We start from the raw sequence: 14,123 nt of genomic DNA, 5'->3' as shown, positions 1-14,123 counted from the left end.
GCGTGCCGATCCGGACCAACCGCGGCCGGACCGCGGTCTACCGGCGCCTGTGGGGCTATCCGCTGCGTTCGCCGCGCCACCTCGTGGGCACGATCGTGTTCCTGGCGATCGTGGTCACCGCTCTTGGCATCGTGCTGCCGAAGGTGATGGGCAAGCCGGCCACCGCGACGCCGGGCGCGCCGGGCAGCACTTCGGTCGCCACGACCACGTCGCAGCCGCCGGGTATCGCGGCACCCGTGCCGACCACCGCGACGCTGCCGACGCGGCTGTCGAGCCCGCTGCTGACCCCGACGTCCGCGGCACCGAACCCCGAGGCCGTCAACGTCGCCAAGCAGTGGGCCACGGCCTGGGTCAACCACCCCGCGGGCATCACCAACGCCGACTGGCTCAACGGCATGCGCACCCTGACCACCGACGAGTTCCTGCCCCAGATGTCCACTGTGGACCCCGCGAACATCCCGGCCACGCGCGTGACCGGCGACGCGACGGTCCAGTCCTCCTACACCAGCTCCGTCGTAGTCCTCGTCCCCACTGACGGTCCGAAGCTGTCCATCACCGTGGTCAACACGGGCGCGGGGTGGCGGGTTTCGGACTACGACCAGGCGAGCTGACTCGGTGAAGATCGCTATCCTCGTCGCGGTGCTGGTCGCTGCTGTCTTCGCGACGGTGCTCACCGCGAGCACCGTGACGAAAGTCGTGGTGGACCAGCAGGAAGCCGCCGCCGGCGGGATCCTCAACACCTCGTGCGACGCGGCGATCGGCCCCACGCAGCCCGGCCAGCCGGAGACCGGTGCGGGGCAGGCGCAGAACCTCGACGACGATCAGCGCGGCATCGTCTCGCTCATCATCTCCATCGGCAAGCAGCGCAGCCTCGCCCCGCGCGCCTGGCAGGTGGCGATCCAGGCCGGCATGACCGAGTCGGGCCTGCGCAACCTCAACCACGGCGACCGCGACTCGCTCGGCATCTTCCAGATGCGCCCGTCGATGAACTGGGGCAGCGTCGCCCAGGTCACCGACCCGAACTACGCGATCAACAAGTTCTACGACGTGCTCCTCGCCGTGCCCGACTGGCAGAACGAACGCCCGGGTGACGCCGCGCAAGCCGTTGAACGCTCCGGTTTCCCCGACCGCTACCACAAGTGGGAAGCCATGGCTTCCGTGCTGATCGAGAACCTGGGCCAGGTCGTCGACGCGTCCGGCTGCGGCCAGGGCCTCGGAGCCGCGCTCCCGCCCAGCCAGGCGGCGGCGCAGGCCATCAAGTTCGCACTGGGGGAGCAGGGCAAGCCCTACGTGTGGGGCGCGACCGGTCCCGGCGCGTACGACTGTTCCGGTCTCATGCTGCGCGCCTACGAGTCGGCCGGCGTGATCCTGCCGCGCGTCTCCCAGGACCAGTACAAGGCCGGCGCGATGCTCCCGGTGCGCGAGGCGCAGCCCGGTGACCTGATCTTCCTCGCGACGGACCCCGCCGACCCGTCCACAATCCACCACGTGGCGATGTACCTGGGCGACGGCAAGATCGTCGAGGCCCAGCAGACGGGCGTGCCCGTGCACGTGCGCCCCTTCTCCTTCGATGAGGCCGAAGTGGTGCCGCAGGCGGTGCGCCCCGGCGTCTAGCATGGAGTTCGGGAGTCACCGGCTCTTGACACGGACCGGGGTGACCGCTAAGGCGCTTGACCGGCGCCGCGGATTCACCCGAAGTCGCGGCCTGTCCACGAGCACGCGGCCGCGCGCTGGCAGAGGATGACACACGTGGCACGGAAATTCGGCAAACGAGGCAAGCCCGGCCAGGGCGAGCCCCAGGACCCGGCAACGTTGTTCGGTGCGCCCCAGCCTCCGCGGCAGGCCGCGCACCCCGCGTCGAGCACCCCCCTGGCCGACCACCTGGCCCACGGCTGGCCCGGCGTCGACCCCGGGTACGTCGTGCTGCCCCGCTCCCTGGCCGAGGGCATGTCCCTGCCGTGGCAACAACAGATGGCCGCTCTGCTGGCCCAGTTCCACGCCGAACACGCCGCCTTGGCGTGGCCGATCTACCGCGTGGTGCCGTCGCGCTACGAAAAGCTCGTCGACTTGGACGAAGAACAACTCGCGGAGGCCGGCTACCTCGTCGAAATCGACACCGAAGGCGAGATGATCTACCGGGAACGGAGCGGGCGAAAGGTCGACGACCCGCTGAACACGACCGTTCTGGTGTCCTGCCTGGATCCGATTCCGAAGCCCAAGCCGCGGCCTGCCGCTCCCGCCCCTTCTCAACCGCTGCGGGCGCCCGCAGCGATGAACATCGGCCCGGCGCCGGTGTGGCGGACGGTGCCGCATCCTGGTGAGGGTGAAGTTCCTGGTGCCGGCGCTCCTGGTCGTGCTGGTCCTGGTGGTCCGGTTTCTGGCGCTCCGGGTCCTGCTGGTCTTGCTGGCCCTGTTGGTCCGGGTCCTGTCGCTCCGGGTCCTGCTGTCTCAAATGCCGGCCCAGGCACGGGAGGTCCTGGCTTCCAGACCACGCCCGCCGGGCCACCGCACCCTGGTTTCGACCCGACATCACAAGCTGCGCCGCCCAACGGCCCTTTGCCCGAGGCAACCGGCTGGCAACACTCCGCCGCAGGTCACCCTGGTGGTTCAACCTTCGCCACCGGTGCCACGGACCTGAACGCAGCCACCTTCGGCACCGGCTCTCCCAACGCCGGCGGCCCCGGCCTCGGCGCGCCGGGCTTCGCTGCGGGACCTGGAGTCCCAGCCGCGGCACCCGAGACCGCTCAGACCACCTCGGCGTCGGTGCCTGTTGTTCCCGCTCAGATCCCGGTCTCCACCCAACAGTGGACCTCGGCTCCGCAGCCACCACCGGCTCCTCCGGCGGTCCAGCCGCCGATTGCCGAGACGCCCGACCCCGGCCTGCTCCCGCCCGAGACCCCGCACGCCGCGGAACCGGTCACGCAGCCCGCGCCCCTTCAGCCGCCGGCTCCGCCGACGGAACCAGAGCCTGTCCAGACTCCGGCTCCCGCACCGGTCGACCCACCGACCGGCACCAGTTCTCCGGCCCCTTCGGCAACCGACGCCTCCGTCGAGCCCACGGCTGCGGAGGAAACGGCCCCTGTACCCATTTCGGGCGACACAACGCCACCCGCTGCCGACACGCCACCGATCCCGGCCGAGCCCACGGCAACTACCGCAGATCCGGAAGATGCCCCAGTGGCCGAGCCTGCAGGGGACCCCAACCCCAGCGCACCGGATCTCATCGAATCTCCATCACAGACTTCCGAGCCACCGCAGGAACCGGCAGCCCCGTCGCCAGCGCAGGACGCCGCCCAGCAACCGCCACGACCGGACGAACAGCCGCAGCCTGCACGTCTGACCAGCCCGCCGGCGGACCTCCCGGCCGAGCAGTCGCAATCGCCCGACCATTCGCCCCCGCATGACCAGCCGCACACATCTCCGGTGACCGAATCCTCGACACTGTCGCCGATCGCGCAGGCAGAGTCACAGTCGCCGGACCAGCCATCACACGATGATGTGCACCCGCAGGAGCCGTCGGCGCCCGAGTTTTCGGCGCAGTCGCCGAGTGTCCAAGCGGAGGCACTGGACCGATCGCCGCTGGTGGAAGAGCAGCCGCAGGCGTTTTTGGCCAGTGAGTTTTCGCCGCAGTCGCCTGATCAAGTGGCTGCCGAGGCCGCCGCGAGCGAGCCCCGGCCTGCGATTGAGCAGGCTTCGCCGCAGGCTGAGGTGGAGCAGCCGGATGAGGCGGCTTCTGCCGTTGCGGCAGGTCGGGCCGAGAGCGCCGAACTGCCCGCACCCGAGCCGACTCCGCATGTCGAAGCATCCGAGCAACCGGTGGATGCGCAGGCCGAGCCAAGGCAGGTGCCTTCCACGACTGAGCCGGAGCTGGCGCCGGCCGATCAGCCGACGTCGCAGATCGCCGCGCCGGAGCAGCAAGTTCCGCAGGTAGAGCACCAGCCGCCCACCGAGAGTTCGGGGGCGGCGGAGCCGCAGAACGGGCGGCCGCAAGGGGAGTACCCGTCGGCTCAGCAGGCCGCTGCACCGGCGCAGGTCCCGCAGACAGTTCAGGCTCCGGCCGCGCAGGTAGGTCAGGCTCCGGCTGCGCAGGCGGAGCAGGTTGCCGGTCATCCGCAGGACGGCCAGCCGAGGAGTGCTGCCGAGCCTGCTGGCGGTGAGCAGCTGAGCCAAGCGCAGCAACCTTCTGAGTATCAGCCGACCCAACCGGTGACTAGTGCGCCGGAACAGCCGGGCGAGGCAGCGCCCCAGGCGAACGGGCAGCCGAGTGCAGCGCAGCCGCAGCCTGGGTGGGCCCATCAGCAGGCGGCGAGCGATCAGCAGTCGGGTGGTGCACAGACAACACAACAGCAGCAGGGCGGCCAGTGGAGGCAGCCGCAGTCGGGCGGCGTTGTGCCGGGTGGTATGCAGCCGCAGTTTGCGGGCGCGGCAAGCGGGTCGCCTCAGCCCGCTGCGCAGCAGCCAGCTGCCGCGCAGCCATTCGCGGCGACAAGCGGTTTGCCCCAGCCCGGCCCGCAGCAACCGGCTGGCGCGCAGCCAGCGACAGCATCGAGTGGCTTGCCCCAGCCGAGCGGAGTGCAAGGCCCCGGCGGGCAGCAGCCGGCTGCTCCGGCAAGCGGCTTGCCCCAACCAGGCACGCAGCCAGCGGTTCCGGAGCGTGGCGTGCCGCAACCGGGTGCGCACCAGGCGGCTCCGGCGAGCGGCTTGCCGCTCGCAGGTGCAGAGCCGGAAGGGGCGCAGCCAGCGGCTCCGGCCAGCGGCATGCCGCAACCGGCTGCGCACCAGGCGATTTCGGCGAGCGGCTTGCCGCTGCCAGGTGCACAGCCGGACGGGCAGCAGCCGCCGGTTCCGGAGCGTGGCGTGCCGCAACCGGGTGCGCACCAGGCGATTCCGCCGAGCGGCTTGCCCCAGCCAGGTGCACAGCCGGAGGGGCAGCAGCCGGCTGCTCCGGCGAGCGGCTTGCCCCAACCAGGCACGCAGCCTGGCTGGCGCCAACAGGAAGTGCGTGCCCCATGGCCTGAGCTGCCGCAACCGCGACCCGCGCTAGGACCGGACGGCCGGCCCCTGCCCGTGTTCCCCGGCCAGGAGACCGGACCCGTGGCACCGCCGCCCGCTGCAGCGCGGGTGTATCGCGCTGCGCCGCCGGTGTTTCCCGGGAAGGAGCCGGTGGTGCCGGTGGTGCCCGAGGTGAACCAGCCCGTTCAGGAGAAGCCGGGGTTGCCGCAGCCGTCGTCGATGGAGAGGAAGTTGGCGGGGCAGCGGGGGCAGGCGGAGGGGGCGCAGGTGAGGGATGTGCCGTTGGGGTTCTCGGAGCAGACGGCCCACGGACAGCAGCCCAACGCACCCCAAAGCCACCCCGCCGACGAAGCCCCCACCCCGCCACGCGGCATTCCCCAGGTGCGCGGTTGGTTCGACCAGCACCCCGACAACCCCAACCCCCCACCGCAAACCGCCACACCCCCCAACGGCGACGACCCCGACGGCGGCGAGTTCGGCCCCACCGGCGACCCGACCGAGATCCCGTTCCGCTGGCGCAAGTGACCTGCCGGATGTCAGGCTGGACACATGGCTGACGACCCCAACCCGGACCCCGGCTGGTACTACAACACCCGCACCCACGAGGTGGAACACCTGGAACGTAGCCGGAGCATCGACCTCCTCGGGCCCTACCCCGACGAGGCCACCGCCCGCCGCGCCCTCGACATCGCCCGCGAGCGCAACCGACAGGCCGACGCCGCCGACCGCGAATGGGACGGCGACTGACCACCCGCCACCTCGGGCCAGGTCCATCCGGCCCGGCCCGCTGACGTTCGCCCGCGGTATCCGGCGCGCCTGATCTCTGTCCGGGGCAGGCCCGCGGCCCCGCGAAGGTTTGCGTGGCCCGACTCGGCCGGCACTTCGCCGCCCACGGCAGGTCAGCTCGCAGCGCCGGAATCGCTGTCGAAACCGGGACTGATACCGCAGTTCTCAGATCGACCCGGTCGGCACGTCACCGCCCGGGGCGGGCCGGCTCAATGTTCCGGAATTGCCGCCGAACTGAGGCATGGGCTGGTTGCCGCGATCATCGGCCGGCACGTCGCTGTCCGGCACGGCGTGGCGAGGCACGGCCGGTGCGCCGGCCTGAACCGTCGCCCGGCCCGGCTCGGCCAGTGCGCCGGCCGAAACGTCTCCCGCGGAGCGCACGTCGCTGCCCGGTCGGGCTCGGCGCCCCGAGGCACGGCCGGTGCGCCGGCCTGAACCGTCGCCCGGCCCGGCTCGGCCGGTGCGCCGGCCGAAACGTCTCCCGCAGAGCGCACGTCGCTGCCCGGTCGGGCTCGGCGCCCCGAGGCACGGCCGGTGCACCGGCCTGAACCGTCGCCCGTGGAGCGCACGTCGTCGCCCGGCCCGGCTCGCCGCGCCGAGCCCGGCCGACGCGCCGACACCCGAGCCGCGGAACCCACAGACCACAACCTCACAAAGACGTCGAAACCCCCGGCCCCCACACGAACTCCGGGTCCACCTGCGCCTCGAGGTCCTCGCCCGTCCGGCCGTTACCCCAGGCCCGCGCGTTGCGCAGGTGGAAGTCCACGGCCTGGCGCTGATAGCGAGCCCAGTCTCGGGTCACGCCGTCGACCGTCGACAGCATCGACGCGAGCGTCCCCAGGTTGTGGGGCTCCAGTTCCCCAATCGGACGCGAAGCGCCGCGCTCACCGGCCCGCACGTGTCCCGAAGCCTCCAGCCAGCCCAGCAGAGCCGGTCCCAGCGAGGACTGCAGAAAAGCCACATCCTCCGCATCCGTCACCTTGTTCCCCACCGCCACCAGGTGCACGCCGAAGTCGCGCGCGTGGTCGGCGTACTGGCGGTAGACGCCGACGCTGCGCAGCGTCGGCTCGCAGACCAGGAACGTCACGTCGAAGCGCGTGAACAGCCCGGACGCGAAGGCGTCGGCGCCGGCGGTCATGTCCATCACCACGTACTCGCCCGGGCCGTCGACCAGGTGGTTGAGCAGCAACTCCGCGGCGCCGACCTTCGAGTGGTAGCACGCCACACCGAGGTCGTCCTCGTCGAACTGGCCCGTGACACCCAAGCGCACGTCGCCCAAAAACCGGAAGCACGCGTCGGTGACGGGGTTGTCCTCGAACGGCGTGACCAGGCGCGATCCGCGACCCGGCGGCGTGGTTTTGATCATCGCCGAAGCGGAAGGGATACGCGGGTTGTCGCCGCGCAGGTAGTCCTTGATGAGCGCCATGTTGTCGCCCAGCGTGGGCCACGCGAGTGCTTCCTCTTCGGTCGCGCCGAGGGCGACGGCGAGGTGCTGGTTGATGTCGGCGTCGATGGCCAGCACCGGTTTGCCGGCGCCGGCCAGGTAGGAGACGAACAGCGACGAGAGCGTGGTCTTCCCGCTGCCGCCCTTGCCGACGAACGCGATCTTCACGGCGAAACCCTTTCACAAGATGAAGATGGTTTTCATTACAGCAAGGATCAACGTACACCGGCGCGGCTCGCGCCCGAACGGGCGATCGGCGGCCGTCGAGCGGGATAGTGTTGTGTGGTGCCACTCGTGATCAGGACACCCGCGTCGGGAGGGGACTTCGGTCGGCTCCGGACGGAGTTCTCGTTGCCGGAATCGTTCGGTCCCGAGGTGCTGGCCGAGGCGGAGGCCGCTGTGCTCTCCGCGCGCGCCGAGGGCCGCGAGGACGCCACGGACCTGCCGTTCGTGACGATCGACCCGCCCGGCGCCAAGGATCTCGACCAAGCGATGGTCGTCGAACGCACCGGGGGCGGCTTCCGCGTGCACTACGCCATCGCCGACCTCGCCGCCTTCGTCCCGCCCGGCGGCGCGCTCGACCACGAGGCCCGCCGCCGCGGCCAGACGCTCTACCTGCCGGACGGCAACGTCCCGCTCCACCCCACAGTCCTGTCCGAAGGTGCCGCAAGCCTGCTGCCCGGCGAGGTCCGCGCGGCCGTGCTCTGGACTGTCGACGTCGACGCCGACGGCGAGCCCGTCGCCACCCGTGTACGCCGCGCGCTGGTGCGCTCGACCGAACAGCTCGACTACGAGAGCGTGCAGGCCTCGCTCGACGCGGGCACTCCGCACCCGTCCGTCGCCGCGCTGCCGGAGCTCGGCCGGCTGCGACGCGAGCTGGCCGTGCAGCGCGGGGCCGTGGAATTACAGCTGCCTGAGCAGGAGATCAGCGGCGACCCCGACGGCGGCTGGGCGCTGGCCCGCCGCCCGCGCACCGCCGTCGACGCGTGGAACGCCGAGATCTCGCTGCTTACCGGCATGGCCGCGGCGCAGATCATGCTCGAAGCCCGCGTCGGCGTGCTGCGGACGTTGCCGCCACCCGAGCCGGACGCCGTGGAGTGGCTGCGCCGCTCGGCGTCGGTCGTGGGCGTCCCCTGGCCGGCGGGGCTCGGCGTTTCGGAGTTCCTGTCCTCTTTGGACCCCGGACAGCCCTCGTCGATGGCCATCTTCGCTGACACCACGCGGCTTCTGCGTGGCGCCGGCTACACGTCCTTCGACGGATCCCTGCCCGCGCTCACCACCCACGCGGGCATCGGCGGCGCGTACGCCCACGTCACCGCGCCCATCCGCCGTCTGGTCGACCGCTTCGGCACGGAGGTCTGCCTCGCCGTCACGGCCGGGCGCGAGGTGCCGTCGTGGGTTCGCGACGCGCTCGCGGAGGTGCCGTTGCAGATGTCCGCTTCGGACGGTCTCGCCGCCCGCGTCGAACGCGCCTGCATCGACCAGGTGGAAGCGTGGGTCCTGGCGGAACGCGTCGGACGCGAGTTCACGGCCGTGGTGCTGCGAGCGGAGGAAACGCGTGCCGAGATCCTCGTGGAGGACCCGCCGGTGATGGCCAAGTGCACGGGCGAGAATTTCCCCGAAGGCGAACGGATCGGCGTCCGGCTGACCGCCGTGGACGTCGACAAGCGGAAGGTGTCGTTCGAACGCGTATGAGGGATCTCTTCGACGACCTCGGTGAGCCGGTCCCGCTCGACGGCCCGCCATCCCGGGTCGTGTCGCTGGTGCCTTCGCTCACGGAGGCGGTGGAGGTCAGCGCGCCCGGACGTTTGGTCGGCGCCACGGACTACTGCACGCATCCGTCCACTTTGGACGTCCCGCGCGTCGGTGGCTCGAAGTACCCGAAGGTCGACGACGTCCTGGCGGTGCGGCCGGACCTCGTGCTGGCCAACTCGGAAGAGAACCGCCCCGAGGACGTACAACGGTTGCGCGCCAACGGCGTTCCGGTCTTCGTCATGGAGGCCGCCGCTTCGGTGCCCGCCGCCCTCGGCTCGCTGCGCCGGCTCCTCACCCAGGTCTACGAGCTGATCGAACCGGCCTGGTTGGTCGAGGCCGAAGAACTCTGGCGCACCACCGGCCCCGTCCGCCACCGCGCCGTCATCCCGGTCTGGCGCAAACCCTGGATCGTCCTCGGCCACGACACCTTCGCCGGCGACGTCCTCCGCCGCGTCGGCGTGGCCAACGCGTATGCCGACGCCGAAGACCGCTACCCCCGCCCCCCGCTGGCCGAACTGCAAGCCGCCGAGGCCGACGTCGTGATCCTGCCGGACGAACCGTACGAATTCACCGCCGACGACGGCCCGGGCTTTTTCCCGGATCTCAGGCCGGCGCTGGTCTCGGGGCGGTATTTGACCTGGTACGGGCCGTCCCTGGTGGAGGCGCACGGGGCGTTGACCCGTTCTCTGGCGGAGCTGTCGTGAGCCGGGGTGCCCGAGCCGCGCGCCTGCTCGCGGCGCTGGACTGCTGCCGCATCGAACCGGGTCTCACCGACGCCGAGTTCGACCGCATCGAGGCCCAGTACGACATCGAATTCGCCGACGACCACCGCGCGTTCCTCGCCGCCGGCCTCCCCGTCGAGTCGCCGAGGGAAGAGGGCCAAACCTGGCAACAGCCCTGGCCCGACTGGCGCAACGGCGATCCGGCCACCCTCCGGGCAATCGCGTTCTGGGACCGCTACCTCAAGGACGACTAGCCCGCGTCCGACGACACCTGAGCCGAGGCGATCGCGGTTCTCATTGATCGCGGGCTTTGGCGACACCCGGGCGACGGCTGTCTGCTGCGAACACCGCCTGGACTGCTGCCCTGGGCCCGCCAGTCTGTTCGCACCGGAGATCGGGTGTCGGTCGTTGTCTCGCGGTGGGCGGAGCGGCCGGTGCCCGATGCCGTCGAAGGCAGGGGCATCGGCCGCTCACGAGGCCTACTTGAGGCCGAAGGCGCGGGTGATGGTCTGGCTGATGCCGCCACCGTTGCGCTGCTTGGCGGTGACACGGATTGACACGTAACCGGCCCGGGCGGGCGCGTGGAGCTGCGCCTGCCAGGCGCCCCTGTTTTCCTTCATGGCCTCCGGATGCCAGGATGCGCCGTCGTCGTAGGAGACCTCCAGCTTGACCGAGGCGACACCGTCCTCGGCCGCAGCACTGTCGACGACGGGCTTGACCGAGAAGGCGGACGTGCGGGGTGCCCGTCCGGAGAGGTCCAGGTCTGTCCCGTAGTCGAGTTGGACCAGCGGGATGGCCTGGTTGTCGGCGTTGCCGGAGAGGAAGTTCCACTCGGTGTGCGTGGTGGAGGAGTACGGGGTGAGCTGGGCGTTCCCCACCGTGTCGGCGACGAGCCGGTACGGGAGTTTCTGCGGGGCCAGGTCACCCACGCCGAAGTCGGGGCGCGGGCCGTTCTGCACGAGCAGCTTGTCACCCTGGTAGAGCGCGAAACTCCGGGACATCAGGCCGGTGTCGCCGCTGTGCGCCGAACCTCCGTCACCGAACCCCGCGAGAGTTCCTCCCATGGCGTTGCCGACCCGGTGCGGGACCTCGAAAGTGAGCATCCGCGGTCGCGTGATCGGGCCGAACCAGTGTTCGCTCTGCACACTGCGCGGCTGGTAACTCGCGATGTCGGTGAAGGTCTGCCAACCGTCGATGCCCGCGTACTGCTGCCACTTGACACCGTTCCCGGCGGAGACCCAGTCGGTGCGGCGCCCGGGGGCGACGGGCTCTCTCGGGAACGGGGGAACGCGCAAGCTGCCATACACGGCATAGGGGAAGCCGGCCGGGAAGTACTCGTACGACGGACTGTCCTCGCGGCTTTCGGTGATCTGTTTGCCGGCGGGCGGGGCGAAGGTGTTGTCGATGCGTGCGAGGCTGCCGGGATCCGTTGCGGCAGAAGGATCGTCGGGCACGCGGCCCTGGTGGTAATCGGCCAGGTCGTACAGGTACTCCGGCGTGGGATGGGCCTCCACGGCCAGCTTGGTCGGCTTCTTTCCCGCGGATGTGATGGTCCTGATCAGTTGCTCGCCGTCGTCCTGGGTGATCGAGGCGACCGGGATGAGCCCGGTCGTGTTCTCGTCCGGGCCGCCGTACCAGTCGCTCTTGCGGCCGTCGCCGTCGTTGACCACCAGGAGCATCTCCGCCGACGCGGCGCGCGCCGCGGCCGCCTGGTCTGTCGGGGCCACGGTGGAGTTGCTGCGGACGATCACGGCCTTGCCTCGGGCGGACAGGCCGGTGTAGTCGGCCGGTGCGCCGTCACCGGCGTAGACCGCGTCGATGCGGGTGCTGCCGCTCGGGAACGGGGCAGAGCCAGGCTGGACCAGCAGTGTGTCGTCGAGGTCGTGCCCCGGGTAGGTGATCTTCAGCGGAGTCTGCACGGCGCGGATCCGGGTGGCGAAGACGAAGCTGCCCTTGGTCACCTTGTTCTTGGTCGGCAGGGCCCAGAGGCTGTCGTAGCTGGTGTCGGGCATGAGGATTTCGTGCAGTGCCTGCGTGTCGCTCGGCGTGGGCTGGTTCGAGGTGAAGGAGCGGAAGAGGTCGATCCTGCTGGTGGCAACCGACGTGGGCTGGGGTGTCGCCACCTTGATCTGGTGCACGCGGGAAGCGTCCAGGTCGACGCTCTTGTCGGAGGTCAGGTTGAGCTCGGGGGCGGTGAGCACCGCGAAGCCCAGGGAGTGCGGGCCGGTGCGGCCAGCCACGTCCATTGTGGACACGAGGGTGTAGGAGCCGGGTGCCCAGCGGCTGGTGAGGGTGCCGTCCGGGACCCACATGACGGTGGTCTTCCCGTCGGCTCCGGTGATCTCGACCTCACCGCTCACAGGCTTGCCCGCCCGGTCCTTCAGGTGGACCGTCAGGTTGTACTTCTCGGACTCGACAGACACGCCCACAGCGGTGTGCACGGCGCCGGCCGCGAAGCGGGCGGTGACCTGGGCGGAGTACTGGCCCGCCGCCAGGCCTGCCGGGGTGGCCTGGAGCCCGACCTTCGAGGTTCCGTGTGCCGGTACCGTCACGTGGTCGGCGGCGAGGGTGAACACCCCCGCGGGCGAGTCGCCGCGGTCGGCCGTGAGGCGCAACGTGATGGGCTGGTCGGTGGTGTTGGTGTAGGCGATCTGCCGCGCGACCGGCTTCGGTGACTGGTTCCTCGACCAGAGAACGAGTCCGGCGTCGACCGATCCGCTCGCGATGATCTGGTCCTGCGCGTATGCGGTGCCCACGCCCACCCGGCCGGTACCGGCCTGGTAGGCGCTGTAGGCGGGGGTCAGGACACTGGTGCTCATCAGGGCGTCTTTGATCTGCCGACCGGTCCACGTCGGGTGCTTCTGGGCCAGGAGCACCGCTGCTCCGGCGACGTGCGGCGCCGCCATGGAAGTGCCGCTGTCCGTGCGGTAGTAGCCCTCGCCCGAGCTCATCTGCTGCGAGCGCGCCGCCAGCACGTCCACGCCGGGGGCGGTCAGGTCCGGCTTGAGGGCGTCGTCGTTCATCCGCGGCCCGGCGCTGGAGAAGTCCGCGAGGTGGTCGGAGGAATCCACCGCGCCTACGGTGAGGGCGGCGTCCGCGGTTCCCGGTGAACTGACGCTGTACGGGCTGTTGCCGGCGTTGCCCGCGGCGATCACGAAGAGTGCGCCTGTCTCCGAACTCAGTTGGTTGACCGCTTGGCTCAGCGGGTCGTCCTGGGTGTGCCACGCCGGGGTGCCCAGGCTGATGTTGATCACCTTGGCGTGCTCGGTCTGCGCCGCCCACTCCATCCCCGCGATGATTCCCGAGATCGGACCGGATCCGTTGTCGCCGAGGACCTTGCCCACGAGCAGATCCGCGCCCGGGGCGACACCCCGTTCCTGCCCGTTCGAGGCGGCTCCGGTGCCGGCCACGGTGGAGGCGGTGTGCGTTCCGTGCCCGTTGCGGTCGGTGATGTCCTCGCCCGCGACGAAACTGCGTGACGCCACGATGCGGTCGCCCAGATCCGGATGAGTGATGTCCGCTCCGGAATCCAGGACCGCGACCCGGACGCCCGCGCCAGTGTCCCCTGCTGCCCACGCTTTGGGGGCGCCGATCTGCGCCGTCGTGTCCGCCAGGTCCGCCTTCGCCTGGCCATCGAGCCACACCTTGTTGACACCGGCGGCGAAGGACGGCTCCCTCGCTTCGTCCGGGCTCGTGGCGGCCCTCGCCGTCGGCCCCGCGGCAGCCTGCCCGTCGGGGCCGGTCAGGGCGGACCAGAAGGCAGAGGTCTTGGATCGTGGGGTTTCGACGGCTTCACCGTGGACGGACGGAAGCTCCAGGGTGGTCTTCGCGCCCGGCAGCACGACATCGGACGGCGCTCTCCGGGCGGACGTGCCGCTCTCGGGTGCCGACACGTCCGGGGAGTGCGTGATGATCAAGGGAAGCGCGCTTGTGTGGGCGTCGTCGTAGCCCTCCGCGATCAACTGGGTGACGTCGAAAAGCTGTTTGTCGAGCCGGCCGGTCGCGAGGTAGGGCATGGCACTGTCGGGGTAGACAAAGGTGTCACCACCCTCGACGGCGACTCGTACCGCACCCGCGGCGCCCGGCGCGCGCGTGACGTCGTCCACCGACAATGTTCCGTCCGGTGCCCGAGTCGCCGTCACCTTGTCACCGGTGATCAACGTGACGGCAACCGGCGCGGGCTGCGCGGCGCTCTGGTCGCCCGCAGTGGCTTGCGTGAGCGCTGACGGAGTAGCTGCTTGGGCCGTCAGGGGAAAGGCCGACGTGGCAACAAGAGCAGCAGCCACCGACGCTGCGGATCTTCGGACGAAGGGAAGCGGCATTTCTCCTCCATGGTCAGTGATCGAGTGGATCAGACCACCTGGGGAGGGGAAATGTAAGTACTTGAGTTCTTGACCATCTGG

General features: G+C 70.6%; 12 protein-coding genes. 8 read left to right on the top strand and 4 right to left on the bottom strand.

The genetic code is table 11. The features are described 5' to 3' along the window. Positions 1–2 precede the first annotated feature (2 nt). The 3 genes from ABZU76_RS20440 to ABZU76_RS20430 all read left to right on the top strand — a co-directional run bounded on the left by ABZU76_RS20440 (position 3) and on the right by ABZU76_RS20430 (position 2,638). A complete protein-coding gene (locus ABZU76_RS20440) occupies positions 3–611 on the top strand; it encodes a hypothetical protein (RefSeq protein WP_354871700.1) in 609 nt (202 codons plus the stop codon). 4 nt (positions 612–615) lie between these two features. Further along, positions 616–1,614 carry a C40 family peptidase gene (locus ABZU76_RS20435; RefSeq protein WP_354871698.1) on the top strand — a complete coding sequence of 333 codons (999 nt, stop codon included), beginning with the start codon at positions 616–618 and terminating at the stop codon, positions 1,612–1,614. 709 nt (positions 1,615–2,323) lie between these two features. Continuing rightward, positions 2,324–2,638: a hypothetical protein gene (locus tag ABZU76_RS20430; RefSeq protein WP_354871696.1), complete on the top strand. Its 315-nt coding sequence runs from the start codon at positions 2,324–2,326 to the stop codon at positions 2,636–2,638. 848 nt (positions 2,639–3,486) lie between these two features. On the opposite strand, the gene ABZU76_RS20425 is transcribed toward ABZU76_RS20430, so the two are convergent. Further along, positions 3,487–4,680, bottom strand: coding sequence for a hypothetical protein (locus ABZU76_RS20425; protein WP_354871693.1), 1,194 nt, complete (start codon positions 4,678–4,680; stop codon positions 3,487–3,489). Between the two features lie 504 nt (positions 4,681–5,184). Between ABZU76_RS20425 and ABZU76_RS20420 the strand changes: the two genes are divergently transcribed. After that, on the top strand, positions 5,185–5,538 hold the full coding sequence (locus tag ABZU76_RS20420) for a hypothetical protein (protein ID WP_354871691.1): 354 nt from the start codon (positions 5,185–5,187) through the stop codon (positions 5,536–5,538). A 24-nt stretch (positions 5,539–5,562) separates the two neighbouring features. Beyond that, positions 5,563–5,760 carry a hypothetical protein gene (locus ABZU76_RS20415; protein WP_220246518.1) on the top strand — a complete coding sequence of 66 codons (198 nt, stop codon included), beginning with the start codon at positions 5,563–5,565 and terminating at the stop codon, positions 5,758–5,760. A 204-nt stretch (positions 5,761–5,964) separates the two neighbouring features. Here the strand turns inward: ABZU76_RS20415 and ABZU76_RS20410 are convergent, their stop codons facing one another. Both ABZU76_RS20410 and ABZU76_RS20405 read right to left on the bottom strand, forming a co-directional pair. Continuing rightward, on the bottom strand, positions 5,965–6,180 hold the full coding sequence (locus ABZU76_RS20410) for a hypothetical protein (RefSeq protein WP_354871689.1): 216 nt from the start codon (positions 6,178–6,180) through the stop codon (positions 5,965–5,967). A gap of 268 nt (positions 6,181–6,448) precedes the next feature. Continuing rightward, positions 6,449–7,411: an AAA family ATPase gene (locus ABZU76_RS20405; RefSeq protein ID WP_354871687.1), complete on the bottom strand. Its 963-nt coding sequence runs from the start codon at positions 7,409–7,411 to the stop codon at positions 6,449–6,451. A gap of 126 nt (positions 7,412–7,537) precedes the next feature. Here ABZU76_RS20405 and ABZU76_RS20400 point away from each other — a divergent pair, with 126 nt between their 5' ends. Genes ABZU76_RS20400 through ABZU76_RS20390 form a run of 3 tightly spaced genes read left to right on the top strand, consistent with a single transcriptional unit; the run spans position 7,538 to position 9,974 of the window. Next, positions 7,538–8,938, top strand: coding sequence for an RNB domain-containing ribonuclease (locus ABZU76_RS20400; RefSeq protein ID WP_354871685.1), 1,401 nt, complete (start codon positions 7,538–7,540; stop codon positions 8,936–8,938). Further along, positions 8,935–9,702, top strand: coding sequence for a helical backbone metal receptor (locus ABZU76_RS20395; protein ID WP_354871682.1), 768 nt, complete (start codon positions 8,935–8,937; stop codon positions 9,700–9,702). The genes ABZU76_RS20400 and ABZU76_RS20395 overlap by 4 nt, the downstream gene beginning before the upstream one ends. Further along, a complete protein-coding gene (locus tag ABZU76_RS20390) occupies positions 9,699–9,974 on the top strand; it encodes a hypothetical protein (protein WP_354871680.1) in 276 nt (91 codons plus the stop codon). Before ABZU76_RS20395 ends, ABZU76_RS20390 begins: the two co-directional genes overlap by 4 nt. 225 nt (positions 9,975–10,199) lie before the next feature. On the opposite strand, the gene ABZU76_RS20385 is transcribed toward ABZU76_RS20390, so the two are convergent. Further along, positions 10,200–13,826 carry a S8 family serine peptidase gene (locus tag ABZU76_RS20385; RefSeq protein WP_354871677.1) on the bottom strand — a complete coding sequence of 1,209 codons (3,627 nt, stop codon included), beginning with the start codon at positions 13,824–13,826 and terminating at the stop codon, positions 10,200–10,202. Between the last annotated feature and the right edge of the window lie 297 nt (positions 13,827–14,123).

The sequence above is a fragment of the Amycolatopsis sp. NPDC005232 genome (genome assembly GCF_040607795.1).
Classification (GTDB): Bacteria; Actinomycetota; Actinomycetes; order Mycobacteriales; family Pseudonocardiaceae; genus Amycolatopsis.
The sequence above is the reverse complement of the archived record's forward strand: the minus strand, read 5'-3'. Positions and strand labels throughout refer to the sequence as shown.